Raw genomic sequence first — 26,010 nt, forward strand, 5'->3', positions numbered from 1 at the left:
CTGTATGTGTTAATACTTTTTGGTATCTTGTATGTCTATCTCTCATACGCTTCTGGTAAAAATCATTGAGAGTAGAGCTAGCCCGGCTAATCCAATTCCAATATACCAGTAAGGTAAATCCAGTGTGGTAGAGCGACCAGATAGATTGACAATACCGCGAAAAAGAACGCCAGCGGCAATGGTTGCGACCGCAGAATTCCAAAGATTGAGACTGAGTCGCGAAAGATTGGGAATAAGTTTTTGAAAAATAAGGAGCACGCCCCCGCCTATCAGCGGTACTCCGAAGAGCCAGTGCATATAGACTGAAGTTTCTCCAAAACTGAAGTATTCGTAAATGCGACTAAAGATAAAGAAAAATACTGTAATTAGGGTATAGACCACCGCTGTCTTTTTAAAACGCTTGTTGTTTGTTTTAGTAACCAATGTAGACAATGTCACTCACCGCCCTTTCTGAAATTGTTCCGTTAGTCGTTGGTTTATTGACGACTTTTCCATTAAAGTAAAGAGTAGACGAACCACCGCCATCCAGATTATAAGCAGTTTTAACACCATAGGATTTCATCACCTGAGCTAGTTGGTAAAGAGACAGGCCTTGACTTTCAGATGTTCGGCCGTCTGATACAACGATGACATAATGGGTTTTATCAATTATCCCAATAGCTGTACGTGGATTAGAAGCCATGGATTGCCCCACTTCCGAATTACTTGAAACAGTAATCTTACCGTTGTTAACTAAAGTAGGACCAAAGGCAAGAAGGTTTACAACACCATTTTTAACCAAGTCTTCAGCAGAAACATCATTTTCGTAAACAATTCCGAAACTCCCATCTTTATAAATTGCTAGATCACCATTACTAGCATCTTCACGAACGGTATTTCGATAGACAACACCATTGCGGATGACGTAACCAGTTGTATTTGCTCCGTAGAAATCACCGTTGATAGCCAGAATGGCATTGTTATTGGCTGCTGTAACCGAAGTCTTAGCGGTTACGTTATTTCCATATGTATTTTGTGCTAGAGCAGTTTTAAGATATTTAGGGGAGCTGACCGTAATATCTGCAATGTACACTTTTGTGTTGCTGACGGTTTTTGTAGTTAGGTTAATGGAAACATTATCGTCCTTATAGCTTTTATTTGTCTTTGTCGCATTTGTTGCTGTTTTAGCATTTGTTGTGCTGGTTGAGGTAGAAGAGGATTTGACTGTTGTAATGGCCTCTGACAGAACAAAAGTTTTTAACATGGAGTAGGTAAACGCCCCTGTCAACAGCATACCAAAGAGACTAGCATAAGCATAGGATTTTTTGAAAAACTTCATGATAAAGTATGCGTCCTTTCTTTGAAAATAATTTTTTTTGAACGAGCCAAGATAGGCAAAAGAGCAGTGATCCGACAATGATTTTAACAATCAGCAAATTGAGACCGAAAACGGCGTAAAATAGTCTGATTAAAAGGGTGTCGAGGATAAACAAGCCCAAGGCTAGCCCGAAATAACCAGTCCCTGTTTTGGCAATACTGTCTTTATTTTTAAAGACCAGTTTTTTATTTGTGGAATAATTGACAATTGAGCTCGTGACACGAGCTACTCCATTTGCCAGTAAAATTTTGAGACTAGTTGGCACTGTAGCAAGCACCAAAAGGGCTAGCGCATAGACGATATAGTCAATCAAAAAACTACTAATTGAAGAAAGAGCAAATTTAAACATATCTTTGTAAATCATGAGCCCGTCGCGTATTGGTCTAAAGTGAGAAGCTTGATTGTCATTGATATAAATGGTTTCAATTGGAACTTCGCTGATAGGATATTTTGTAGAAGCAGATAACAGCATATTCATTTCGTATTCATAACGCTGCCCTTCAATCTCCAACATAAATGGAATCATATTGGTTGTAAAGCCACGAAGTCCGGTCTGAGTATCTGTCACAGAAACACCAGTCTGTCGCTGAAATAGGAATCGTGTTACTTTATTTCCAAAAGCCGATCGCAAAGGGACCTTTCCAGAAAAAGAACGAACTCCCAGAATTAAGTGGTTGGGGTTTTCTTGAGCTTTTTTGCTCACGCGAAAAATATCCCATACGTTGTGTTGACCATCCGCATCAGCTGTAACTACTGTCCCATATTGTCCTAAGGTATCAATATAAGTAAAAGCGTTTTTCAATGCCTGTCCTTTTCCCTGATTGCTTGGATAGCATAAAATAATAGCGTATTTCTGAGCTTCTTGAAAAATCGAATCATAACTAGCTGGGCTACCGTCATTAACAACAACGACGTGCAAGGAACTCTTTGCCTTCACCCTTTGTAAAAGATGAATGAGAGTGAGGTCAGGTTTGTAAGCAGGAATGACTAAAAAATCCATGTGTGTACTCCTTTCTTAGACAAATGATAGAAAAGATACACATTAGTATAGAGATGCTAACTTAAAGCTAACTGATATCAGCTTTCTTTAAGGTTTTGGAGTAGGAAATGTAAAGAAAATGTACTAAAAAAGAAGATATTAAAAAACGTTTCAAAAAACACATACGGGTTTTTCTTGCTATTTCCCAGAAAGTTTAGTATAATAGTTGTTCGTGAGTATCCCTCACTTACCCCTTGCAATAGTTGGGGGTCATTAGACCAAAAGGAGGAAAAATCAATGGCTAAATACGAAATTCTTTATATTATTCGTCCAAACATTGAAGAAGAAGCAAAAAACGCTTTGGTAGCACGCTTTGACTCTATCTTGACTGACAACGGTGCAACTGTTGTTGAATCAAAAGATTGGGAAAAACGTCGTCTTGCCTACGAAATCCAAGATTTCCGTGAAGGACTTTACCATATCGTAAACGTTGAGGCTGAAGATGCAGTCGCTTTGAATGAATTTGACCGTCTTTCAAAAATCAACGCTGACATTCTTCGTCACATGATCGTCAAACTTGACGCGTAAGAAGGGTTACTATGATAAATAACGTTGTACTTGTGGGTCGGATGACCCGAGATGCCGAACTTCGCTATACGCCGCAAAATCAAGCGGTCGCAACTTTTACTCTTGCTGTTAATCGCAACTTTAAAAATCAAAGTGGCGAGAGAGAAGCAGACTTTATTAATGTTGTAATTTGGCGCCAACAGGCAGAAAATCTTGCAAATTGGGCTAAAAAAGGAGCTCTTATCGGAATTACTGGTCGTATTCAGACGCGTAACTACGAAAATCAGCAAGGTCAACGTGTCTATGTGACAGAAGTCGTAGCGGATAATTTCCAACTATTGGAAAGCCGTGCTAGTCGTGAAGGTCAATCTTCTGGTGGCTATGCTTCCAACAACTTCGGAAATTCATCTTCCAATTTTGGTAACGCAACTTCTGCCAACCAAGTACCTAACTTTTCTCGTGATGAAAATCCATTTGGGAATACCAATCCAATGGACATCTCAGATGACGATCTACCATTTTAATGGACAAACAGAATAATGATATAAAGGAGAAAGAACATGGCTCAACAACGTCGTGGCGGATTTAAACGCCGTAAAAAAGTTGATTACATCGCAGCAAACAAGATTGAATATGTTGATTACAAAGATACTGAGCTTCTTAGCCGTTTTGTTTCAGAACGTGGGAAAATTCTTCCTCGTCGTGTAACAGGAACTTCAGCTAAGAACCAACGTAAAGTAACAACAGCTATCAAACGTGCTCGCGTAATGGCTTTGATGCCGTTCGTAAACGAAGATTAAAATATAAAAAGAGCTTGAATTTATAAAAATCAGGCTCTTTTTATATAAAGTCAAGTGAGCAACTTAACGGGTTGCTTTTCTTATGCTCGAAATTGATTTGAAGCGGTAATTTCTTATTCAAAACATCCGCTTGTTTTAGTTTCAACAGGCGGATGTTTAAATAAGAATAGGATTAGAGTTGTCTTGGTGAGGTAAGAGCGCTGCGGATGTTGAATTTCTTTTTGAGATAAAAACGAAGTGCCAACGTTCCACCACCGAACACAAGGATAAATAGGTTTGGTAGTTTTGGATTTAAAATAGCTGGCAATAGGAAGGTTGTTCCATAAAGAACAATAGCCCATAATATCGTAGCAGCTGAAATGATTAGGAGCGATTTGAAAAATGGTGGCTTTTGACTTTGGTCTTGGTCGGAATAATAAAAGCGGTAAATAAAGTAATACATTCCGTAAAATACGAGTGCCCCCACCGCGCTACCAAGTACAATTGTCACAATACCATAATTGCTAGGATTTTTGGAGAATAAGTTAACACTACTATTTAAGATAGCAAATAAACTAAAGACAAATAAGAAAGCATCCATAATCATGAGATACGGATTGGTATTTTCTTTGATAGTTTGAGCTTCTTTTTGTTTTGCTTCTGAAAAATTCGCTGCCCAAACAGTAGGTGCTCCATAAAGTCCGCGAGCGGTAATTCCTTTTGCTTGATTTTCAAGAATCGTTGGGATGATTTCCTCTAGCAGGGTTTTGATTTCTTCGTCTGTCTTTCCATCTTTGATGAGTTGGTGGGTTGCGATACGGACAAATTCTTGATTTTTTTTGCTGAGTTTATCCAAAGAAACTTGTGTCATAAGATCTCCTTTTAATTAAAATAATTTTTTGTGAATGAGGTAAACTGTCAGTGAAACACTGATCGCAAAGGCGATGAAAATAATAATCCAAAAAGCATGTGGCTCCCCATTAAGTGGTAAGTCATTATTTTTGAAGTTCATTCCATAGGCTGAGAAAATCATAGTTGGAATGGACATGACAATCGTCACTAAAGCTAGAGCTTTCATGATGTTATTTTGATTATTTGAAATGATAGAAGCAAACGTATCTGTCATACTGTGCAAGATATTTCCATAAATATCCGCCATCTCAATTGCCTGTTGAGTTTCGATGAGTGTATCTTCTAGCAAATCCTCATCTTCCAAATATTTTTTGATATTACTTGTAGCGCTGGTTAATTTTTTTATTACACGCTCATTGGTTTTTAAGGACGCTTTGAAATAGACAATCGTTTTTTCAAGTTCCATGAGTTCAATTAGTTCTTCATTCCGAGTTGACTTGTGTAGCTGACTTTCAATTTGCTCGCTTTTACGATCAATGGAACGAAGCGCTGTCAAATACAGCTCGGCGTTTCGATAAAGAATTTGGAAAATAAAGCGAGAACGCATAAACGTATAGAAATTACGTAATCGTCGATTAATAAAAATATCAAGTAATGGAAGTTTTTCCAAACAGGTAGTAATAATCGCATCTTCAGTGATGATAATTCCCAGAGGAATGGTGACATAGTAAGTCTGATTATTTCGCTCCTCTGTAATTGGAACATCCACGATAATCAAAGTATATTCATCTTCGATGGTAACACGAGACATTTCCTCTGCGTCAAGGGGTGCTCGTAAGTCCGTAATATCAATGTCAAAGGCATTGGAAATTTCAGTAGACTCACTTTGAGAAGGGTTGACTAAATTGATCCAAGTCCCCGACTCAAGCGTATAAATTTCTTTAAATTCAGTTGTTGTTGATAGAAAGACTTGTTTCATGTTTTCCTCCTTCAGTTATTTGCACACCGTACTATTATACTATAAAATTCCGAGTTTTTGGGTAAAAGATTGAAGAAAATTTTGTTATAATAGAAAGAAGTTTAAAATAAAGTGTGGTAAGAATGCAGGATAAAATTATCATTCATGGAGCACGAGCTCATAATTTAAAAAATATTGATGTTACGATTCCGCGGGACAAACTGGTTGTAGTGACTGGTTTGTCTGGTTCGGGCAAGTCTAGTTTAGCTTTTGATACTCTTTACGCAGAGGGACAACGGCGTTATGTGGAAAGTCTGTCGGCTTATGCTCGTCAATTTTTGGGCAACATGGAAAAACCGGATGTGGATTCAATTGACGGTCTTAGCCCTGCTATTTCTATTGACCAAAAAACGACTAGCAAGAATCCTCGTTCAACAGTCGGAACAGCTACAGAAATCAATGATTACCTCCGTTTGCTCTATGCGCGTGTGGGAACTCCATATTGTATCAATGGGCATGGAGCCATTAAAGCTTCTTCTGTAGAACAAATCGTCAATCAAGTTTTGGAATTACCCGAACGTCAGCGATTACAAATTCTAGCGCCAGTTATCCGTAAGAAAAAAGGACAGCACAAGACAATCTTTGATAAAATCCAAAAAGATGGGTACGTACGAGTGCGCGTGGACGGGGACGTTTATGATGTAACCGAAGTCCCAGAGCTTTCTAAAACGAAAAAGCATGATATCGAAGTAGTGGTAGACCGGATTGTCATTAAGGGCGGCGTACGCAGTCGTCTCTTTGACTCGGTAGAAGCGGCTCTTCGTCTGGCTGAAGGCTATGTGGTGATTGATACGATGGATGGAAAAGAGTTGCTTTTTTCCGAGCACTATGCCTGTCCAGTCTGTGGCTTTACGGTTTCTGAGCTAGAACCGCGCCTTTTCTCTTTTAATGCCCCATTTGGGTCCTGCTCTGACTGTGACGGCTTAGGTATCAAGTTAGAGGTTGATTTGGATCTTGTAGTGCCTGATAGTAGTAAAACATTACGTGAAGGAGCTCTAGCACCGTGGAATCCAATTTCTTCTAGTTATTATCCGCAAATGTTAGCTCAGGCGATGGAAGCCTTTGGCATCGATATGGATAAGCCTTTTGAGGAATTGAATGAGGAAGAAAAACAGCTGATTTTCTTTGGCTCAGATGGTCGGGAATTCCATTTTCACTATGAAAATGAATTTGGTGGCGTGCGGGATATCGACATCCCTTTTGAAGGAGTAGTAACCAATATCAACCGCCGCTATCATGAAACTAATAGTGATTTTACCCGTAGCCAAATGCGACTTTATATGAATGAGCTGACTTGCGCAAGCTGTCATGGTTATCGACTGAATCCACAAGCCTTGTCTGTTAAAGTAGGCGGTGAAAATGGTCTCAATATTGGTCAAGTGTCTGATTTGTCTATTGCAGATCATTTAGAATTACTTTCTCATCTGACTTTGACTGAAAATGAAGTGGCCATTGCAACACCGATTATCAAAGAAATCCGAGATCGCTTGACTTTTCTGAATAATGTCGGGCTTAATTACTTGACACTATCTCGTTCTGCTGGAACTCTATCAGGTGGTGAGAGTCAGCGGATTCGCTTGGCAACTCAAATTGGCTCCAACCTTAGTGGAGTCCTTTATATCTTAGATGAACCGTCTATTGGCTTGCACCAGCGGGATAACAATCGCTTGATTGCCAGTCTCAAAAAAATGCGTGATTTGGGCAATACTCTCATCGTAGTTGAACATGATGAAGATACTATGCGCGAAGCTGATTGGTTGATTGATGTTGGACCTGGAGCAGGTGTTTTTGGTGGTGAAATTGTTGCGGCAGGCACTCCAGAGCAAGTTGCAAAAAGCAAGAAATCAATTACAGGTCAGTATTTATCGGGCAAACGTGAAATTCCAGTGCCATTGGAGCGCCGCGTAGGAAACGGCCGCTTTATTGAAGTCACAGGTGCGAGAGAGCACAATTTGCAAAACATCACGGTCCGCTTCCCGTTGGGAAAATTTATAGCCGTGACAGGGGTTTCCGGTTCTGGGAAATCGACCTTGGTTAATTCCATTTTGAAAAAAGCAATCGCTCAAAAACTCAATCGTAATTCAGACAAACCGGGTAAATTCAAAAATATTTCAGGCATTGAGCATATTGATCGTTTGATTGATATTGACCAGAGCCCGATTGGCCGAACGCCAAGATCCAATCCAGCGACGTATACTGGCGTCTTTGATGATATTCGCGATCTCTTTGCTCAGACTAACGAAGCCAAGATTCGTGGGTATAAAAAAGGGCGCTTCTCTTTCAATGTGAAAGGGGGGCGGTGTGAAGCCTGCTCTGGGGATGGGATTATCAAGATTGAGATGCACTTTTTACCAGATGTTTATGTCCCTTGTGAGGTTTGCCATGGAACACGGTACAATAGTGAAACCTTGGAAGTGCATTACAAGGAGAAGAATATTTCGCAAGTCCTTGACATGACGGTCAATGATGCAGTGGAATTTTTTAAGCATATTCCTAAAATTGAGCGGAAACTTCAGACCATCAAAGATGTAGGGCTGGGTTATGTAACCTTGGGGCAACCTGCCACAACTCTGTCTGGTGGGGAGGCTCAGCGGATGAAACTAGCCAGCGAACTTCACAAGCGCTCAACAGGTAAGTCTTTCTATATTCTGGATGAACCAACTACAGGTCTGCACACGGAGGATATTGCGAAACTTCTCCAAGTGCTATCACGTTTTGTAGACGATGGCAACACGGTTCTCGTCATCGAACATAATTTGGACGTTATTAAGACGGCCGATTACATTATTGACCTTGGACCAGAAGGTGGTATTGGTGGAGGTACTATTATTGCTACTGGTACACCAGAAGAAGTAGCTGCAAACTCTGCTAGCTATACTGGCCAGTATCTAAAAGGAAAGTTAAAATAAGATTTAAAAGACTCTGCTTTTTTAGGCAGAGTCTTTTTTATAATAAATTACGAATTTTTTCTTTTATAAATGGGTTAAGAGAATAGTGTTTATCCAGATATTCTAGGAGTGCTTGAGCAGACTCAGAAATGCGTTCGTAACCTTGCAAAAAGTGAGGCAATTGCTTGGCTTCCTTTGGATAACCTTCTTCAAATCGTCTGTTGGTATTAAAGATATCTATAAAATTAGATTTAGAAGTTGTTTCCAAACTGATTAGTTCAGTCCAAAGCTTGACGGATCTGTTTTGGATAAAATCATAAGCAGCTAATTTTTCGCCTCGCTGATAGCGACCTAGCCCTAAATATAGATTACATGAAATTTCTCCCAACAGCCATTCACGGTCTCTGTTTTCTTTTGATGGCAGTCTTTGTGGCTGACAGATTGTTTCATCAAAACCGATCTCCTTCCAGATAATCTTGCCTTCAGCGAAGGGAATGTTTACTAGTTCATGAGCTTCAAAGACAGCAAATTCACAAAAAACATCATCTTCAAATAGAACTTTATGTCCGTCCGCTGTATTTTGGTAGTGAAATGCAATTGGTTTTAGCTTACTTAACCAGGTTAGGTCTTGGATATAGGTCTGCTTGTAGCCATCTTTTACAATAACAAAGAAGTCTAAATCTGAGTACTGATCCAATCGTTCTCTTTCTGTTCCGCAAGAACCAAGTGCCAGCAAAGCTAGTGCTTGTTTCGAATCTTTTAGAGACTGACCAATATCATCTAGTCTTTGTAACAGTAATTCTGTTTTATTCATATCGTTACCTCATTCTTTCTTGTTTAACAAAAATTATACATTTAGCGCTTTCAAATGTCAATTTCATCTAATCCTAACTATATAGATTGTATTATTTTCAGTATTTTTTTGCTATAATAAATTGAATCATTTTACGGAGGTTTTCTCATGTTATCAAGAGTTGAAAAATTTGAAGTAGCCTTAAAACAGACAGAGTGTGATGCTGTCTTAGTAACCAATCTGAAGAATATTTACTATCTGACGGGTTTTAGCGGAACAGAAGCGACAGTTTTCATTAGCAAAACGCGACGGATTTTTTTGACAGATTCCCGCTACACCTTGATTGCCAAAGGTGTGGTCAAAGGATTTGATATTATTGAAACGCGTGATGCTTTGGGGGAAATCGCTAAAATCATTGGGGACGATAAATTAGAAAAAATTGGCTTTGATGATCAAGTGTCCTATGCCTATTTCAAGATGCTGAAAAGCGTATTTGCAGCCTATGAACTGATACCTATGAGCAGTTTCATCGAGAATCTGCGCATGATAAAATATGCGGAAGAAATTGATACGATTCGAAAAGCTTGTCAAATTTCCGATCAAGCCTTTCTAGATGTATTAGACTTTATCAAACCAGGTGAGACAACCGAGTTGGCAGTTATGAACTTTTTAGATGCTCGCATGCGCAAACTTGGTGCTTCAGGTGCGTCTTTTGATTTCATCATCGCCTCAGGATACCGTTCTGCCATGCCTCACGGAGTAGCTAGTGAGAAAGTGATTCAAACTGGTGAAACCTTGACGATGGACTTTGGTTGTTATTACAATCACTATGTTAGTGATATGACACGAACTATTCATGTAGGTCATGTGACGGATGAGGAACGTGAGATTTATGATATTGTCTTGCGTGCCAACAAGGCTTTGATTGATCAAGCCAAGGCTGGAGTCAGTCGTATTGACTTTGATCGGATTCCACGTCAGATCATCAATGATGCGGGTTACGGAGCTTATTTTACTCATGGGATTGGTCATGGAATTGGGCTTGATATTCATGAAATTCCTTACTTTGGTAAGTCCTCTGAGCCGATTGAAATAGGGATGGTTTTAACAGATGAGCCAGGTATCTATCTGGATGGTAAATATGGCGTCCGTATTGAAGATGATCTTGTCATCACGGAAACAGGTTGCGAAGTATTGACTCTTGCCCCAAAAGAGCTAATTATAATTTGAGAATTGTCAATCTTTATGATAAAATAAAGAGAAATCTATTTTAAAAGAGGTAATAATAATGATTGAAGCAAGTAAGCTGAAAGCTGGTATGACGTTTGAAACAACGGATGGGAAATTGATTCGTGTCCTTGAAGCAAGCCACCATAAACCAGGTAAAGGGAATACTGTTATGCGTATGAAACTACGTGATGTACGTACAGGTTCAACTTTTGATACAACTTACCGTCCAGAAGAAAAATTTGAACAAGCGATTATTGAAACACGTCCAGCACAGTACTTATACCAGATGGATGACACGGCTTATTTCATGGATACAGAGTCATTTGAGCAATATGAAATCCCAGTAGCAAATGTAGAGCAAGAATTGAAATTTATCCTTGAAAATTCAGAAGTGAAAATTCAATTCTACGGAAGTGAAGTTATTGGTGTTACGGTTCCAACGACCGTAGAGTTAGTTGTAACAGATACACAACCTTCTATTAAAGGAGCAACAGTAACAGGTTCTGGTAAACCAGCTACTCTTGAAACGGGTCTCGTAGTAAACGTACCGGACTTTATCGAAGTCGGACAAAAATTGATTATCAATACGCAAGAAGGAACCTACGTTTCTCGTGCATAATTTATTCTAAGAACTAGAAGTTCTTAAATTACTATTAAACTCAGACTAAGAGTCTGACAAATATTGAACAGACTCCTTGAATGTCTTTGTGTCTTAAGAAAGGACAAGTTATGGCAACTGAACAATTAGGCGAAATCGTTATCGCACCACGTGTTTTAGAAAAAATTATTGCCATTGCAACGGCTAAAATGGATGGCGTTTACTCTTTCGCAAATAAAAGCATGTCTGATAGCCTTGCAAAACGTTCTTTAGGACGTGGCGTCTATCTTCATACCGCCAGTGATGGTGAAGTAACTGTTGATATTTATTTATATTTAGAATACGGTGTAGGTGTTCCAGCGGTAGCAATGGCTATTCAGAAAGCAGTGAAAAGTGCTGTTTCTGATATGGCAGAGGTTGAATTATCTGCAGTGAACATTCATGTAGCTGGCATTGTTCCAGAAAAAACACCAAAACCGGATTTAAAAGATTTGTTCGATGAGGATTTTCTCAATGACTGATGTACAGCTGGAAATGAGAAGACAACTACGTGAGCGTGCTTTTCAAGCGTTAATGAGTTTGGAATATGAAAGAAATGTGATAGAAGCTTGTCGCTTTGCATATACATATGATAAAGATTCTACAAGCGATTCAGATGTGGAAATTCCTACATTTTTATTGAACCTTGTCATGGGTGTCGAACAGTCCAAAAGTGAATTGGATGAGAAAATAGGTCAATATCTAAAAGAAGGCTGGACCTTAGGACGTCTTACATTAGTAGAAAAAAATATTCTTCGTTTGGGACTGTTTGAAATGGCAGAATTTGATACTCCTCAACTAGTTGCAATCAATGAAGCAATTGAGTTATCTAAGAAGTTCTCAGATGAGAAATCAAGCAAGTTTATCAATGGTATCCTGAGTAAATTTATCACAGAATAAAATTTTAAGAAGAAATGAATATAGGATTGAGAGAGCAGTAGTTCTCTCTTTTTCACTTTCATTGCTGAACAGGATCAGAAAGTTTCTAAAGTGATAGGGAAGTTGCCGAGAAGGTTGGAAGGGAGATGATAAGGGAAAGAATAGATAGTAGAAGCTCAAAGGGCCCTCCTTCATGATACCCTAAAGAGGTAAGAAAAAAGGAGGGTTATGAAATGGACTTCAAGGAGTTGTATGACAAAGTGAGAGGGATCGTACTGAAGTGTCGCCGGGAATATTATGTCCACCTGTGGGAGTTAAGTGATTGGGACCAAGAAGGGATGCTGGTCTTATATGAGTTGGTGAGTCGCTTTCCGCAACTGGTAGAGTCAGAAAGTCGTCTCTATGTTTACTATAAGACCAAGTTCCGTAATCACATCAAGGACATCCTGCGTAAACAAGAAAGCCAAAAGCGCAAACTAGACCGTCAAGTCTATGAGGAAGTGAGCGAGATAGGTCACAAGCTCAGCCTGAAAGAACTCTATTTGGATGAATTGGTGATTCTCCGAGACCAACTAAAGAGCTATCAAAAACAGCTAAGTCCAGAGAAACAAGAACAGTATGAGCGCTTACTAGCAGATGAACGGTTTCAAGGACGCCAAGCGATGCTTCGGGAGTTACGGACCTACTTACAAGATTACGATGAAAGAAAAAGCTAGAGGAAAATAAAAAAAGATGAAAAAAAGTATTGACAAGAAGAGGAGGAGGTGATATACTAAGATAGTTGTCGCTTGAGGGCGATAAAGACCTTTGAAAACTGAACAAGACGAACCAATGTGCAGGCGACTGTTGAGAGACAGTCCGTCAAACAAAAGAAAAATAAATCTGTCAGTGACAGAAATGAGTGAGAGCTCAAACTTTATATGAGAGTTTGATCCTGGCTCAGGACGAACGCTGGCGGCGTGCCTAATACATGCAAGTGGAACGCACCGATGAAGCCGTAGCTTGCTACAATTTCATCAGTGAGTCGCGAACGGGTGAGTAACGCGTAGGTAACCTGCCTGGTAGCGGGGGATAACTATTGGAAACGATAGCTAATACCGCATAAGACATTTTACTGCATGGTAAGATGTTAAAAGATGCAAGAGCATCACTACCAGATGGACCTGCGTTGTATTAGCTAGTTGGTGAGGTAACGGCTCACCAAGGCCACGATACATAGCCGACCTGAGAGGGTGATCGGCCACACTGGGACTGAGACACGGCCCAGACTCCTACGGGAGGCAGCAGTAGGGAATCTTCGGCAATGGGGGGAACCCTGACCGAGCAACGCCGCGTGAGTGAAGAAGGTTTTCGGATCGTAAAGCTCTGTTGTTAAGGAAGAACGTGTGTGAGAGTGGAAAGTTCACACAGTGACGGTACTTAACCAGAAAGGGACGGCTAACTACGTGCCAGCAGCCGCGGTAATACGTAGGTCCCGAGCGTTGTCCGGATTTATTGGGCGTAAAGCGAGCGCAGGCGGTTAGATAAGTCTGAAGTGAAAGGCAGTGGCTCAACCATTGTAGGCTTTGGAAACTGTTTAACTTGAGTGCAGAAGGGGAGAGTGGAATTCCATGTGTAGCGGTGAAATGCGTAGATATATGGAGGAACACCGGTGGCGAAAGCGGCTCTCTGGTCTGTAACTGACGCTGAGGCTCGAAAGCGTGGGGAGCGAACAGGATTAGATACCCTGGTAGTCCACGCCGTAAACGATGAGTGCTAGGTGTTAGGTCCTTTCCGGGACTTAGTGCCGCAGCTAACGCATTAAGCACTCCGCCTGGGGAGTACGACCGCAAGGTTGAAACTCAAAGGAATTGACGGGGGCCCGCACAAGCGGTGGAGCATGTGGTTTAATTCGAAGCAACGCGAAGAACCTTACCAGGTCTTGACATCCCGATGCCCGCTCTAGAGATAGAGCTTTACTTCGGTACATCGGTGACAGGTGGTGCATGGTTGTCGTCAGCTCGTGTCGTGAGATGTTGGGTTAAGTCCCGCAACGAGCGCAACCCTTATTGTTAGTTGCCATCATTCAGTTGGGCACTCTAGCGAGACTGCCGGTAATAAACCGGAGGAAGGTGGGGATGACGTCAAATCATCATGCCCCTTATGACCTGGGCTACACACGTGCTACAATGGCTGGTACAACGAGTCGCAAGCCGGTGACGGCAAGCTAATCTCTGAAAGCCAGTCTCAGTTCGGATTGTAGGCTGCAACTCGCCTACATGAAGTCGGAATCGCTAGTAATCGCGGATCAGCACGCCGCGGTGAATACGTTCCCGGGCCTTGTACACACCGCCCGTCACACCACGAGAGTTTGTAACACCCGAAGTCGGTGAGGTAACCGTAAGGAGCCAGCCGCCTAAGGTGGGATAGATGATTGGGGTGAAGTCGTAACAAGGTAGCCGTATCGGAAGGTGCGGCTGGATCACCTCCTTTCTAAGGAAAAATCGGAAGCCATTGAGTTCGTTTTGTTTAGTTTTGAGAGGTCTTGTGGGGCCTTAGCTCAGCTGGGAGAGCGCCTGCTTTGCACGCAGGAGGTCAGCGGTTCGATCCCGCTAGGCTCCATTATCTAGGATGCAAAGAAATGAGATTCTTGTTCAACTAGATAAGATAGGATAGGTGTTCAACGGGTAAAGAAGTTGAACACGAACCTAATTAGCCCATTGAAAATTGAATAACGATATCAAATAGTAACAAGAAAATAAACCGAAACGCTGTGAATATTAATGAGTTTATGACTGAAAGGTCAAAATAAGGTTAAGTTAGTAAGGGCGCACGGTGGATGCCTTGGCACTAGGAGCCGAAGAAGGACGTGACAAACGACGAAATGCCTTGGGGAGCTGTAAGTAAGCGTAGATCCAGGGATGTCCGAATGGGGGAACCCAACAGGTACTACCTGTTACCCATATCTGTTAAGGATATGAGGAGGAAGACGCAGTGAACTGAAACATCTAAGTAGCTGCAGGAAGAGAAAGCAAAAGCGATTGCCTAAGTAGCGGCGAGCGAAAGGGCAGGAGGGCAAACCGAAGAGTTTACTCTTCGGGGTTGTAGGACTGCGAAGTGGACGTAAAGATTATAGAAGAAGACCTTGGGAAAGGTTGCCAGAGAGAGTAAGAGCCTCGTATTTAAAATAGTCTTTATACCTAGCAGGATCCTGAGTACGGCGAGACACGTGGAATCTCGTCGGAATCTGGGAGGACCATCTCCCAACCCTAAATACTCCCTAGTGACCGATAGTGAACCAGTACCGTGAGGGAAAGGTGAAAAGCACCCCGGGAGGGGAGTGAAAGAGAACCTGAAACCGTGTGCCTACAACAAGTTCGAGCCCGTTAATGGGTGAGAGCGTGCCTTTTGTAGAATGAACCGGCGAGTTACGTTATGATGCGAGGTTAAGTTGAAGAGACGGAGCCGTAGGGAAACCGAGTCTGAAAAGGGCGACTTAGTATTATGATGTAGACCCGAAACCATGTGACCTACCCATGAGCAGGTTGAAGGTGCGGTAAAACGCACTGGAGGACCGAACCAGGGCACGTTGAAAAGTGCTTGGATGACTTGTGGGTAGCGGAGAAATTCCAAACGAACTTGGAGATAGCTGGTTCTCTCCGAAATAGCTTTAGGGCTAGCGTCGACATGAAGATTCTTGGAGGTAGAGCACTGTTTGGGTGAGGGGTCCATCCCGGATTACCAATCTCAGATAAACTCCGAATGCCAAAGAATTATGGTCGGCAGTCAGACTGCGAGTGCTAAGATCCGTAGTCGAAAGGGAAACAGCCCAGACCACCAGCTAAGGTCCCCAAATAATTGTTAAGTGGAAAAGGATGTGGGGTTGCACAGACAACTAGGATGTTAGCTTAGAAGCAGCTATTCATTCAAAGAGTGCGTAATAGCTCACTAGTCGAGTGACCCTGCGCCGAAAATGTACCGGGGCTAAAACAATTTACCGAAGCTGTGGATACCTTTATAGGTATGGTAGGAGAGCGTTCTATGTGTGGCGAAGGTGTACCGTGAGGAGCACTGGAACGCATAGAAGTGAGAATGCCGGTATGAGTAGCGCAAGATGGGTGAGAATCCCATCCACCGTAAGACTAAGGTTTCCAGGGGAAGGCTCGTCCGCCCTGGGTTAGTCGGGACCTAAGGAGAGACCGAAAGGTGTATCCGATGGCCAACAGGTAGAGATTCCTGTACTAGAGTATAGAGTGAAGGAGGGACGCAGAAGGCTAACTCAAGCGTGCGAATGGAAGAGCACGTCTAAGCAGTGAGGCGTGGTATGAGTCAAATGCTTATATCTGTAACGTTGAGCTGTGATGGGGAGCGAAGTTTAGTAGCGAAGTGAGTGATGTCACCCTGCCAAGAAAAGCTTCTAGCATTAATCTATATTCTACCCGTACCGCAAACCGACACAGGTAGTCGAGGCGAGTAGCCTCAGGTGAGCGAGAGAACTCTCGTTAAGGAACTCGGCAAAATGACCCCGTAACTTCGGGAGAAGGGGTGCTCAGTTTAACTGAGCCGCAGTGAATAGGCCCAAGCAACTGTTTATCAAAAACACAGCTCTCTGCTAAATCGTAAGATGATGTATAGGGGGTGACGCCTGCCCGGTGCTGGAAGGTTAAGAGGAGTGCTTAGCGGTAACGCGAAGGTATGAATTGAAGCCCCAGTAAACGGCGGCCGTAACTATAACGGTCCTAAGGTAGCGAAATTCCTTGTCGGGTAAGTTCCGACCCGCACGAAAGGCGTAATGATTTGGGCACTGTCTCAACGAGAGACTCGGTGAAATTTTAGTACCTGTGAAGATGCAGGTTACCCGCGACAGGACGGAAAGACCCCATGGAGCTTTACTGCAGTTTGATATTGAGTGTCTGTACCACATGTACAGGATAGGTAGGAGCCAATGAGATCGGGACGCCAGTTTCGATGGAGGCGATGTTGGGATACTACCCTTGTGTTATGGCCACTCTAACCCGGTAGGTTGATCATCTACGGAGACAGTGTCTGACGGGCAGTTTGACTGGGGCGGTCGCCTCCTAAAGAGTAACGGAGGCGCCCAAAGGTTCCCTCAGATTGGTTGGAAATCAATCGTAGAGTGTAAAGGTAGAAGGGAGCTTGACTGCGAGAGCTACAACTCGAGCAGGGACGAAAGTCGGGCTTAGTGATCCGGTGGTACCGTATGGAAGGGCCATCGCTCAACGGATAAAAGCTACCCTGGGGATAACAGGCTTATCTCCCCCAAGAGTTCACATCGACGGGGAGGTTTGGCACCTCGATGTCGGCTCGTCGCATCCTGGGGCTGTAGTCGGTCCCAAGGGTTGGGCTGTTCGCCCATTAAAGCGGCACGCGAGCTGGGTTCAGAACGTCGTGAGACAGTTCGGTCCCTATCCGTCGCGGGCGAAGGAAATTTGAGAGGATCTGCTCCTAGTACGAGAGGACCAGAGTGGACTTACCGCTGGTGTACCAGTTGTTCTGCCAAGAGCATCGCTGGGTAGCTATGTAGGGAAGGGATAAACGCTGAAAGCATCTAAGTGTGAAACCCACCTCAAGATGAGATTTCCCATGATTTTATATCAGTAAGAGCCCTGAGAGAAGATCAGGTAGATAGGTTAGGAGTGGAAGTTGTGTGAGCAATGGAGCGGACTAATACTAATAGCTCGAGGACTTATCCTAGATTAGTTACTAAGGGTGAAAAATCCCCTTGAGAAATAGGAAATGGGAGTAGTGTTCAATGATCACCAGACCATTTATCTTTTTTCCAAGGATTTAGCCCGAGTACAATTTTATTGAGAGCACAGAATGTTTAGTTTATGCTTGAAACGATTTGAGAGCGTTATTCAATTTTGAGTGGACGAAATATCCAGTGGATGTTTTGGCTTGGGAGATAGAGGAAGCGAAACTTTTGACCGAGTCCATTCATATAGTTAAGTGACGATAGCCTAGGAGATACACCTGTACCCATGCCGAACACAGCAGTTAAGCCCTAGAACGCCGGAAGTAGTTGGGGGTTGCCCCCTGTGAGATAAGGTAGTCGCTTAGCAAAGGGGAGTTTAGCTTAGTTGAAATGGAGAGGGAATCGACATTTCAATCGGTGGATAAGAGAAACGAAGTTTCTCACCGTTGGCTGAGCTAAACTCCATTCCAAGGGAGTTTAGCTCAGCTGGGAGAGCATCTGCCTTACAAGCAGAGGGTCAGCGGTTCGATCCCGTTAACTCCCATTTCTTAAGCGGGTGTAGTTTAGTGGTAAAACTACAGCCTTCCAAGCTGTTGTCGCGAGTTCGATTCTCGTCACCCGCTTTGAACGGAGATGTTCACACCAAGTTTTTGAACTTGGGCGCGTAGCTCAGGTGGTTAGAGCGCACGCCTGATAAGCGTGAGGTCGGTGGTTCGAGTCCACTCGTGCCCATTTTGAGAATAACATGGTCCGTTGGTCAAGGGGTTAAGACACCGCCTTTTCACGGCGGTAACACGGGTTCGAATCCCGTACGGACTATATTTATCGGAGGATTACCCAAGTCTGGCTGAAGGGAACGGTCTTGAAAACCGTCAGGCGTGTAAAAGCGTGCGTGGGTTCGAATCCCACATCCTCCTTAGTAGGAATAGCGCGGGATGGAGCAGCTAGGTAGCTCGTCGGGCTCATAACCCGAAGGTCGTAGGTTCAAATCCTGCTCCCGCAATAGGTAGGCTCGGTAGCTCAGTTGGTAGAGCAATGGATTGAAGCTCCATGTGTCGGCGGTTCGATTCCGTCTCGCGCCATTTGTTTGATATTAGGAAGGGTAGCGAAGAGGCTAAACGCGGCGGACTGTAAATCCGCTCCTTCGGGTTCGGGGGTTCGAATCCCTCCCCTTCCATCTTGTACGGGCATAGTTTAAAGGTAGAACTAAGGTCTCCAAAACCTTCAGTGTGGGTTCAATTCCTACTGCCCGTGTATAGAATTATGGCGGGTGTGGTGAAGTGGTTAACACACCAGATTGTGGCTCTGGCATGCGTGGGTTCGATCCCCATCACTCGCCTATTTTATAGTATTGGGGTATAGCCAAGCGGTAAGGCAAGGGACTTTGACTCCCTCATGCGTTGGTTCGAATCCAGCTACCCCAGTTTAACTTGCCGGCGTGGCGGAATTGGCAGACGCGCTGGACTCAAAATCCAGTGTCCGCAAGGACGTGCCGGTTCGACCCCGGCCGCCGGTATTGCTTAACTAATAGGGAAGACAGAGGTTTTTAACTTCTGTTTTTTCTACTGGCTCTACTGGTAAGAATTCCTTAAAATTCCTTATTTTTTAGTCACGATTCCTTATCGTTCCTTATATCAATAGAGATAGTCTAGTTTATCAGCTAATTCTTTCTGCTTACTTGGATATAGGTGAGAATAGGTATCAATCGTAGTAGTAATAGAAGAGTGTCCAAGCCGTTCTTTTACGATGAGGTAGTCTTCTCCCTGATTGATGAGTAGAGAAGCGTGTGAGTGCCTAAAATCATGAATTCGGATTGGTTTTAGACTACTGTCACGTTTGAGAACTTGTTTATATACTTTCTCAATCGTATTTTTTCCTATTTCGATTGGCTGGCTTTGAATAACTTGAAGACTATTGAAATCCTTAGTAAAATCAGCAAGTAGTTCTTTCTGTTTGTTCTGTCACTCAATGAGTTCTTCTAGTAATTTTCTATTGATTGATATGATACGATTTGAACTACTTGTTTTTGGCGTGTCGATAATATTTTGACCATTTCTTCTGTGAGCAGTCTTGTTAATGCGGATAGTGGCTTTCTGGAAATCTAAATCAGCCCATGTCAAGGCTAATCCTTCTCCTAATCGTATACCTGTGAGGTACAGAATTGTGAAAAATAGTTGGATAGGGTACTCTTCAGGAGTGAATAGTGATTTGAACTGTTGAAATTCTCCTATAGTCCAATAACTAATCTCTTTTTTGCTTGTTGGCAATTTGCGAAGTAGTTTGACAGGGTTATCTTTGTAATATCCTTTTCTAATACCTACATCAATAATTTTTTTCAGTAGAATGATAATTTTGTTTATTGTATTGTTGCTTAAGCCTTTGTTTTTTCCCCTTTTGTGAGACTTTTGCTTGAGGTGTTCTCTGAAATCATAAATATCAACGTATGTCAGCTTTTTAGCATCAACTTCGTTGAAATAAGTCTTTATATGTCGATTGTAGTTATTTTCTTGTGTATTGATATAACTTGCTTTTCGATTGTTCAGTATATCCTCCTTTTTAAGTAATTGATAGAGTGAGTGGAGTGTAATGGTTGTTCCGTACCGATTTTCATGGAACTCTACGAGCCGAATTTCTTGTTCGGCTTGTAGAGCTTCTTTTTTCGTTTTGAAACCTTTACGTTTGATACGCTTTTGTTTGCCAGTAACTGGACTGTACCCAGCACTGATATCTACTTGATACGTGCCATTTGTTGTTTTTGTAACGCTCATAGTTTTTCTCCTTTGAGAAATTCCAAAACTATGGTATACTCGAATTGTAGAAGTGAGAGCATAGAATTGGAATTTTCCAATACTAGCTCTCTTTTTCTATATCAAATCCAACAATAGATGAAGCTATTGTGGCTGGTATAGCACCCACTCGTTTATTATCATACAGGGAAAATCCTTGTTTGACAAGTATTTCTTTCCCTTTTTTTATAATTGTTTTTGCAGTATTAGCTGTGTAACCCAGCTTTATCAAATCTTCTTTCGTGATAGTTTTACTCATATTTTTGGCGACCTTATCCATGGTTTTTTAGTTTTTGAGAGTTTATATTTATGTTTACTAAGCCAACTATTATGAGTTGGATTGGGAAAGAACGATGTCTTATATTCAGTTAGTAGCCATATCATCAATTCTTCCGAGCTACCTTCTCCCCAAATCTGGTCGGCTTTCCAAAGAGTTGGAAACAACCCAGACCCCTTTTTGATGTGAGTTAATGACTTTTCAAATGAATTATCTTGGGGTTTGAGAGGTGTGAATTTGAAATTTTTATTTGCCAACTCCTCTAACATGCGTTTAGTGATAGGGTGTAGCCGTCCTGAGTTTTTATAGAATAGCATGTACTTATCTAATATGGCCGATAATATTATATTTTTTGTTTCTAAATCTGACTGACTGGATAGAAATACTGAGGTTAACTCATGAGCTAGGTGTGACTTGGCTTCAAATTCAATCCGTACCCAATCTTGTGATTTTTCAGCTAATTCTTTATATATTTGGCTCATCGTGTTTGTTCTACCTTTTTGTCATATATTCTAAGAAGTGCTGCGGTATTACGTGAGCGTGAGCCTATATAGATAGTTTCAGCCTTGAAATCTTTAGCAAGATGTCGTAATTTGGCAGGATTAAGCGGATAAGGCTTAATTTGATTTTCGTTGATGATTCTATTTATTATATCCTTGTTTATATTTACCATATCGTACCTCAAGGTTCTTTTTTTCAAAACTACGGGCTATTTTTGCGACACTGAATCCCTCATTGATAAAATCAACACAAAGGTCAATTCGCGATAGTCTCATACGATACATATTAGATTGAATGCTTTGTAGAAAGGTGTGTATATTGATTGTTTGCCCTATATTTTGTTTATATTCGTCTTGATAATCGACCCAAGCGTGGGCAGAAAATTTGATGATAATCCCCATTGAAGGCTGAAAGCTATGATATGCAACGACCAGATAGAACGGTACATTATCAAATGAATAGCTCGTATTATATCCTTGTGGATTTTGTGATGTATTTTTGGAAAACTCTCCATATAGTTTGATAAGCTGGGAAAGGTCGAGAAACTCGTTAATCATTTCATGAGCAATATCTACCCACTTATCAAGTTCAAAATCAACAGTCGACTGTAAAACTAGTGTAAATTGGTCAATACCTATAGTTATCATTTTATCTAGTGAAAATCCTTTCGTTTAAAGGGTTTATCCATGTTTTTTATTAAACTCCAACTGGGGTTATTACCATATCCCAGTTTTTATGGAGTGAATAATTTTTATGAGACCGTTGGTCTCAGGGATAAAAAATTGTGTCAGTCAGACTACGCTAGACAGTCACGATTTTTTATCGCGTAATTGTTTACCGTATTCGTAGGCGTAATGGAATGTACTGATTTTTTCTAACCCATACTCATGTAAATTAATGTTATAGAAATGTCTTGGCTGACTCATTTGGTTGTCTGTTGTTTGAATATAGCCCGAGAAACGTTCGGCACGGTTATCTATTAAATCAACATTACCGCCGAATACCATGCGTGCTAGTTCGTCAGAGATTGAGCCGTTAGATAGACATATCCGAACGCCTAGACAGTCACGTAGAGCTGTACCGCCGAGTATTTGAGCATTAGGTTGTTGTAAGCAAATACACAACCATATATCGCTTGAGCGGGAACGAGAAACGATAGACTGTACCAACGCTTGCACGTGATTTCGTGTCTTAGAATCAGGTAAACTAAGTAGTAGAGCAGAGTATTCCTCGATTATACAGAGTTTCATATCCATTTCCTCGAAATTTGTGAATGTCGCACCTGTTAGGTCATTTTTAGCAGATAGGTCGGCTATTGTTTTTTCGCGTTCAATAACCAATTCCAAGAGCTGTTCAAAATATGTTACGATATCCTTTGAATTTGAGACAATACTATTTGGGAGCAAAAACTGCCACGAACTAAATTCTGATTTTGTGTCGCAAATAGCTATATCTACTTCATTTCGAAACATAAATACTTGAGCTAATATAGATTTCAAGAGAGTTGTTTTAGAACTACCTGTTGGACCAACTAAGAGGCAATGATGATTCTTTAACATAGAGAATGTTAGCTCTTGTTCAATCAGGATTTCATAATCTCTAGTAGTCCGCAATTCCTCAATCCGACTAGGCACTAGCCGTCTTGCTTTACCTTCCTTTATGCCATCTAACAAATACGTAAAGGTTGTTCTATCCTCTGCTATCTTGTAATCATGGACGAATAGAGAGCGGTTGATACCAACAAGGCATGACGAAAGGATATCAGCGAATTTTTCTAGTTCTTCGGTCTGTTGTCCAGCTAGTTTATTGATTGTAATCGTCATGCCTCCGCTCTGCTTATTGAAGCAGGCTACGGCTTGTGAAACTTCCACAAACTTCGTTCCAGGGCGAGTATTAGCAACCGCACTATCTTTCAACGCTCTGTGTGTCTGTTTCTCTATTGTACGTAGTTTCAAATACTTCAGTATACTACCTACCTCATGTATATGGTAGGTCATATCATACAAGACATATCCAAAAGTTCCGAGCAAGACGGCTAGACCGAGATACCAGATGATAGTCAGAAATATATGTTGATTTTCCAGAACTCGGAATCTAATGAATACATTACTTATGATTCTGCCTACATAACTCACAAATAGTAGAGATGCTCCAGCAATGAGAAGCAATTCTACTATTGTAAGATTCGTCCGCATTAGACGTCCGTTACTTTTGTTTAGTCTATATCTTATTGTTGATATTTGTTGCATAATCTATCCACGATGCATTGAGATTTCTGTGATGTCGTCAGCATAAATCTCGTAAATATCAAACGACTTATAATCGCGCTTTCCACGTGGGTTGACCAAACGATAGAGTTTGCCAAATTTTGCTTTTTGGGCAATTTCTTGAGTTGGCAAAATGAGCTTGATATACTTATCTTTTGTTACCGTCTCGTCGGACGGCATTACTGCGCGTAGCTGATAGCCAGTTACATCTTGAGTAAACACAGGACGCTTCTTAGCTTTACCACTACTATCAACGTAGTCCTCAAAGCCCACGAGGCTATGGTAGGCTTCTGGCGGGGCGACGTTGACGGCGATGATGGCACTCGTAGATAGCAAGGAAGCGTATCGAATGTCTAAGTTGACTCGAGTGTTACTTAAAGTATTTGAAAAAATTGATTGAGTAGTAGATGTAGTCATAGTCGTTTGTACTTTCTAGATTATTAGCGAATGTTGATGATTTTGTTGATTTCGGCTATATAGAGCTTTTGAAGTTCGGCTAAATATGGAAGAGCACGCTCGGATTGTTCAGTCTCAATATAGGCTTTGATGACTGCGAGATTATCTGCGAACTGCTTGATACGTTGAGTTTTAGATTTTGTGACGAAAATGGACATAAGCTTGATGTCTCCTTTGATAGTAGAATATTTCTGTAGAAATCGAGGCCTCTGATTTCTATAACTCTATCTTACCATCTTATTTAAAAACAAGCAACAAAAAAATGTTTCCAGAAATGCTATTTTTATTGCATTTTATAACAAAACATGATACAATGTGATTATCGATAAGAAACAAAACAAGAGGTGGAAATATGAATAATAAGATACCATTAAGCCGTTATATAGATGAACAAATTACATTTTTCAATATAGAGGATACAAAAAAAAATAGAAATAAATTAAAAATGAAGTTCCAAAGGACATTGGAAAAAGAGGGATTATGGGCAGATGCAGAGGTTCGTTTAATTGGAAAAAAACGAACAAGAGTATTTTCACCAGCACAATTAGACATACTTTCTAGAGCTGTCAAAGATTACTTAATCAAAATTGCAAATTGGAATGAAGTTGCCATCAAAGAAGCAGAGGAGAATAGTCTTAAAGAATTGCACAATCTTAAATTATCTTTAGAAGATGATGAAGCTAAAATGCATTTTGAAGCTATTGAAAAATTAAAAGAAAACTTTGGACCAATTCAGGTAACACAGTCTGAGGAAATGTATGTTATGACAAAAGCATTGTTTGAACTTTTTTTCACACCTATCAATGTTAAAGCATGGAACAAAGATAGAAAAACTGTATATTATACTAATCCTATGGATGAGGAGGGAGTTACTACCTTGCAATATCTGCAAGCAAAAGAAAGATTAAAAAATCCCAAATATTATTTCTCGAAAAAGCCTGATAAATAATAGAAAAGCACTCTGTAAAGAGTGCTTTAATGATGAGGTCTTCTACAATTTGAGTTCCTTATAAGTTCCTGAATTTCGTAATTTTTACTTGTTTTTGTTCGTTTTAAGTTGTTATAAATGCCGTAAAATCAACGTTTTTGTATTTATCAAACTACCCTAATACGCCTCAAAATCCAGTGTCCGCAAGGACGTGCCGGTTCGACCCCGGCCGCCGGTATAGTTGAAAAGACAAGGTTTAGAAACCTTGTCTTTTCTTTTTTTCAATATCTGAGTCTAAAGTTACTAAAAATTTCTAGTTTATTTTTGGGGATAGTAATTTTAGGTAACGAAAAAGAGAAGAGGTTCTATCCTTCTTCTCTCTAAAACTAACTACCCAATACTAATTTTTAGTTCTTGCTTAAGAGCTACAGCTAATTTGCTCATAGTTTCAATGCTAGTGTTATGTCCTCTTTCAATACGAGCGATAGTTGATTGAGGAACATGGGATAATTCTGAAAGTTGACGTTGTGTTAGACCTGCTTTTGAACGGGCATTAGCAACAGCTAGCGCACTTTCTAAAATGGCTTTTTCAGCTTGGTAGCCCTCATTAAAAGAATTATCATTAAGTTGTTCATTTAAGAAATCATTGAATTTAATTGTTTTCATTTTTCTGTTCCCCTTCAAATTCTTTTTTGATGACTTGTGCCTTTTTAATTTCATTAATGGGTGTTTTTTGAGATTTTTTTGGTAAATCCATGTGTAATAATATATCTATTATCGACAGCATGAAAGTAGAGAGCACGTTGAATATTAGATGATACTTTGGAACGAATTTCAAAAATATCACTATTTAATTTCTTTACCCATTCCATACGCTGGGCAGTTAATAGCTCATGTTCTTGTATCATGCTAATAGTTGCCAGTAGTTTTTCTCTATCTTTTTGTGGTAAGGATTTATAAAACTCTACAAATTCATTATGACCATTTGGCCTTGTATAGAACTCAAATATTAGCTTTTTCATCACACCTCCATGATAGCATATATTGTTCAAAAAGACAAATGATATTTCTTCAACCATTAAAATAAACTATCAAGTTTATCTGCCAATGCAATTTGTTTA

22 protein-coding genes, 13 tRNA genes, 3 rRNA genes and 3 pseudogenes are annotated in these 26,010 nt (G+C 40.9%); 26 read left to right on the forward strand and 15 right to left on the reverse strand.

What is annotated here, in order from left to right; all coding sequences use genetic code 11:
• Positions 1 to 42: 42 nt before the first annotated feature.
• The 3 genes and pseudogenes from H8787_RS01305 to H8787_RS01315 all read right to left on the reverse strand — a co-directional run bounded on the left by H8787_RS01305 (position 43) and on the right by H8787_RS01315 (position 2,357).
• On the reverse strand, positions 43 to 438 hold the full coding sequence (locus H8787_RS01305; RefSeq protein WP_187328070.1) for a hypothetical protein: 396 nt from the start codon (positions 436 to 438) through the stop codon (positions 43 to 45).
• Complete coding sequence (locus tag H8787_RS01310; RefSeq protein WP_187328071.1) at positions 413 to 1,318, reverse strand: phosphodiester glycosidase family protein; 906 nt, start codon at positions 1,316 to 1,318, stop codon at positions 413 to 415. Before H8787_RS01310 ends, H8787_RS01305 begins: the two co-directional genes overlap by 26 nt.
• Positions 1,315 to 2,357, reverse strand: a pseudogene (locus tag H8787_RS01315) (GtrA family protein). The gene H8787_RS01310 and the pseudogene H8787_RS01315 overlap by 4 nt, the downstream one beginning before the upstream one ends.
• 276 nt (positions 2,358 to 2,633) lie before the next feature.
• Between H8787_RS01315 and rpsF the strand changes: the two are divergent.
• Genes rpsF through rpsR form a run of 3 tightly spaced genes read left to right on the forward strand, consistent with a single transcriptional unit; the run spans position 2,634 to position 3,703 of the window.
• The gene (rpsF, locus tag H8787_RS01320) at positions 2,634 to 2,924 is read left to right on the forward strand and encodes a 30S ribosomal protein S6 (RefSeq protein WP_003026325.1); all 291 of its coding nucleotides are present in this window, start codon (positions 2,634 to 2,636) and stop codon (positions 2,922 to 2,924) included.
• An 11-nt stretch (positions 2,925 to 2,935) separates the two neighbouring features.
• Positions 2,936 to 3,427 carry a single-stranded DNA-binding protein gene (locus H8787_RS01325; protein WP_003030533.1) on the forward strand — a complete coding sequence of 164 codons (492 nt, stop codon included), beginning with the start codon at positions 2,936 to 2,938 and terminating at the stop codon, positions 3,425 to 3,427.
• 36 nt (positions 3,428 to 3,463) lie between these two features.
• Positions 3,464 to 3,703: a 30S ribosomal protein S18 gene (gene rpsR, locus H8787_RS01330; RefSeq protein ID WP_000068664.1), complete on the forward strand. Its 240-nt coding sequence runs from the start codon at positions 3,464 to 3,466 to the stop codon at positions 3,701 to 3,703.
• A gap of 172 nt (positions 3,704 to 3,875) precedes the next feature.
• On the opposite strand, the gene H8787_RS01335 is transcribed toward rpsR, so the two are convergent.
• Positions 3,876 to 4,553: a DUF1129 domain-containing protein gene (locus H8787_RS01335; protein ID WP_187328073.1), complete on the reverse strand. Its 678-nt coding sequence runs from the start codon at positions 4,551 to 4,553 to the stop codon at positions 3,876 to 3,878.
• Between the two features lie 15 nt (positions 4,554 to 4,568).
• On the reverse strand, positions 4,569 to 5,513 hold the full coding sequence (locus tag H8787_RS01340; protein WP_187328074.1) for a magnesium transporter CorA family protein: 945 nt from the start codon (positions 5,511 to 5,513) through the stop codon (positions 4,569 to 4,571).
• Positions 5,514 to 5,635: 122 nt separating this feature from the next.
• On the opposite strand from H8787_RS01340, the gene uvrA reads away from it, so the two are divergent.
• Positions 5,636 to 8,461 carry an excinuclease ABC subunit UvrA gene (uvrA, locus tag H8787_RS01345; RefSeq protein ID WP_187328075.1) on the forward strand — a complete coding sequence of 942 codons (2,826 nt, stop codon included), beginning with the start codon at positions 5,636 to 5,638 and terminating at the stop codon, positions 8,459 to 8,461.
• 37 nt (positions 8,462 to 8,498) lie between these two features.
• Here uvrA and H8787_RS01350 read toward each other — a convergent pair whose 3' ends face one another.
• A complete protein-coding gene (locus tag H8787_RS01350) occupies positions 8,499 to 9,254 on the reverse strand; it encodes a hypothetical protein (protein WP_049476946.1) in 756 nt (251 codons plus the stop codon).
• Positions 9,255 to 9,401: 147 nt separating this feature from the next.
• Between H8787_RS01350 and H8787_RS01355 the strand changes: the two genes are divergently transcribed.
• From H8787_RS01355 to H8787_RS01455, 21 genes are all read left to right on the forward strand, one after another.
• Complete coding sequence (locus H8787_RS01355; RefSeq protein WP_187328076.1) at positions 9,402 to 10,463, forward strand: M24 family metallopeptidase; 1,062 nt, start codon at positions 9,402 to 9,404, stop codon at positions 10,461 to 10,463.
• Positions 10,464 to 10,521: 58 nt separating this feature from the next.
• On the forward strand, positions 10,522 to 11,082 hold the full coding sequence (efp, locus tag H8787_RS01360) for an elongation factor P (RefSeq protein WP_003026309.1): 561 nt from the start codon (positions 10,522 to 10,524) through the stop codon (positions 11,080 to 11,082).
• A 110-nt stretch (positions 11,083 to 11,192) separates the two neighbouring features.
• Positions 11,193 to 11,582: an Asp23/Gls24 family envelope stress response protein gene (locus tag H8787_RS01365; protein WP_187328077.1), complete on the forward strand. Its 390-nt coding sequence runs from the start codon at positions 11,193 to 11,195 to the stop codon at positions 11,580 to 11,582.
• Positions 11,575 to 12,000, forward strand: coding sequence for a transcription antitermination factor NusB (gene nusB / locus H8787_RS01370; protein WP_187328078.1), 426 nt, complete (start codon positions 11,575 to 11,577; stop codon positions 11,998 to 12,000). Before H8787_RS01365 ends, nusB begins: the two co-directional genes overlap by 8 nt.
• Before the next feature lie 212 nt (positions 12,001 to 12,212).
• Positions 12,213 to 12,695: a sigma-70 family RNA polymerase sigma factor gene (locus H8787_RS01375; protein ID WP_187327892.1), complete on the forward strand. Its 483-nt coding sequence runs from the start codon at positions 12,213 to 12,215 to the stop codon at positions 12,693 to 12,695.
• Between the two features lie 200 nt (positions 12,696 to 12,895).
• Positions 12,896 to 14,451, forward strand: a 16S ribosomal RNA gene (locus tag H8787_RS01380).
• Positions 14,452 to 14,507: 56 nt separating this feature from the next.
• A tRNA-Ala gene (locus H8787_RS01385) sits at positions 14,508 to 14,580 on the forward strand.
• A gap of 190 nt (positions 14,581 to 14,770) precedes the next feature.
• A 23S ribosomal RNA gene (locus tag H8787_RS01390) occupies positions 14,771 to 17,673 on the forward strand.
• A gap of 251 nt (positions 17,674 to 17,924) precedes the next feature.
• Positions 17,925 to 18,040, forward strand: a 5S ribosomal RNA gene (rrf, locus tag H8787_RS01395).
• Together the 16S, 23S and 5S rRNA genes with 13 tRNA genes alongside form the textbook arrangement of a ribosomal RNA operon.
• Before the next feature lie 105 nt (positions 18,041 to 18,145).
• Positions 18,146 to 18,218, forward strand: a tRNA-Val gene (locus H8787_RS01400).
• A gap of 8 nt (positions 18,219 to 18,226) precedes the next feature.
• A tRNA-Gly gene (locus H8787_RS01405) sits at positions 18,227 to 18,297 on the forward strand.
• 35 nt (positions 18,298 to 18,332) lie between these two features.
• Positions 18,333 to 18,406: transfer RNA gene (locus H8787_RS01410), tRNA-Ile, on the forward strand.
• Positions 18,407 to 18,421: 15 nt separating this feature from the next.
• Positions 18,422 to 18,493, forward strand: a tRNA-Glu gene (locus H8787_RS01415).
• A gap of 8 nt (positions 18,494 to 18,501) precedes the next feature.
• Positions 18,502 to 18,591: transfer RNA gene (locus H8787_RS01420), tRNA-Ser, on the forward strand.
• A gap of 12 nt (positions 18,592 to 18,603) precedes the next feature.
• A tRNA-Met gene (locus H8787_RS01425) sits at positions 18,604 to 18,677 on the forward strand.
• A gap of 6 nt (positions 18,678 to 18,683) precedes the next feature.
• Positions 18,684 to 18,756, forward strand: a tRNA-Phe gene (locus H8787_RS01430).
• 14 nt (positions 18,757 to 18,770) lie between these two features.
• Positions 18,771 to 18,851: transfer RNA gene (locus H8787_RS01435), tRNA-Tyr, on the forward strand.
• Positions 18,852 to 18,857: 6 nt separating this feature from the next.
• Positions 18,858 to 18,928 (forward strand) — tRNA-Trp (locus H8787_RS01440).
• A 12-nt stretch (positions 18,929 to 18,940) separates the two neighbouring features.
• Positions 18,941 to 19,013 (forward strand) — tRNA-His (locus H8787_RS01445).
• 13 nt (positions 19,014 to 19,026) lie between these two features.
• Positions 19,027 to 19,098 (forward strand) — tRNA-Gln (locus H8787_RS01450).
• Positions 19,099 to 19,106: 8 nt separating this feature from the next.
• Positions 19,107 to 19,190, forward strand: a tRNA-Leu gene (locus H8787_RS01455).
• A gap of 118 nt (positions 19,191 to 19,308) precedes the next feature.
• On the opposite strand, the pseudogene H8787_RS01460 reads toward H8787_RS01455, so the two are convergent.
• The 7 genes and pseudogenes from H8787_RS01460 to H8787_RS01490 form a co-directional block, all read right to left on the reverse strand.
• Positions 19,309 to 20,442, reverse strand: a pseudogene (locus H8787_RS01460) (site-specific integrase).
• 82 nt (positions 20,443 to 20,524) lie between these two features.
• Positions 20,525 to 20,719, reverse strand: coding sequence for a DUF3173 family protein (locus tag H8787_RS01465; RefSeq protein WP_187328079.1), 195 nt, complete (start codon positions 20,717 to 20,719; stop codon positions 20,525 to 20,527).
• A complete protein-coding gene (locus H8787_RS01470) occupies positions 20,716 to 21,219 on the reverse strand; it encodes a replication initiation factor domain-containing protein (RefSeq protein ID WP_187328080.1) in 504 nt (167 codons plus the stop codon). The genes H8787_RS01465 and H8787_RS01470 overlap by 4 nt, the downstream gene beginning before the upstream one ends.
• Before the next feature lie 159 nt (positions 21,220 to 21,378).
• Entirely contained in the window at positions 21,379 to 21,885 is a 507-nt protein-coding gene (locus H8787_RS01475; RefSeq protein WP_187328081.1) for a hypothetical protein, read from the reverse strand.
• 162 nt (positions 21,886 to 22,047) lie between these two features.
• Positions 22,048 to 23,193 carry a hypothetical protein gene (locus H8787_RS01480; RefSeq protein WP_187328082.1) on the reverse strand — a complete coding sequence of 382 codons (1,146 nt, stop codon included), beginning with the start codon at positions 23,191 to 23,193 and terminating at the stop codon, positions 22,048 to 22,050.
• A gap of 297 nt (positions 23,194 to 23,490) precedes the next feature.
• On the reverse strand, positions 23,491 to 23,727 hold the full coding sequence (locus H8787_RS01485; protein WP_187328083.1) for a hypothetical protein: 237 nt from the start codon (positions 23,725 to 23,727) through the stop codon (positions 23,491 to 23,493).
• A 218-nt stretch (positions 23,728 to 23,945) separates the two neighbouring features.
• On the reverse strand, positions 23,946 to 24,119 hold the full coding sequence (locus H8787_RS01490) for a hypothetical protein (RefSeq protein ID WP_187328084.1): 174 nt from the start codon (positions 24,117 to 24,119) through the stop codon (positions 23,946 to 23,948).
• A 194-nt stretch (positions 24,120 to 24,313) separates the two neighbouring features.
• On the opposite strand from H8787_RS01490, the gene H8787_RS01495 reads away from it, so the two are divergent.
• Positions 24,314 to 24,910 (forward strand): hypothetical protein, encoded by a 597-nt coding sequence (locus H8787_RS01495; RefSeq protein ID WP_187328085.1) that lies wholly within the window; start codon positions 24,314 to 24,316, stop codon positions 24,908 to 24,910.
• A gap of 369 nt (positions 24,911 to 25,279) precedes the next feature.
• On the opposite strand, the gene H8787_RS01500 is transcribed toward H8787_RS01495, so the two are convergent.
• Both H8787_RS01500 and H8787_RS01505 read right to left on the reverse strand, forming a co-directional pair.
• Positions 25,280 to 25,555 (reverse strand): multiprotein-bridging factor 1 family protein, encoded by a 276-nt coding sequence (locus tag H8787_RS01500; protein ID WP_006270606.1) that lies wholly within the window; start codon positions 25,553 to 25,555, stop codon positions 25,280 to 25,282.
• A pseudogene (locus H8787_RS01505) lies at positions 25,542 to 25,911 on the reverse strand (type II toxin-antitoxin system RelE/ParE family toxin). Before H8787_RS01505 ends, H8787_RS01500 begins: the two are co-directional and overlap by 14 nt.
• Positions 25,912 to 26,010: the final 99 nt, after the last annotated feature.

It is taken from the genome of Streptococcus sp. NSJ-72 (assembly GCF_014334035.1).
GTDB classification, from domain to species: Bacteria; Bacillota; Bacilli; order Lactobacillales; family Streptococcaceae; genus Streptococcus; species Streptococcus constellatus.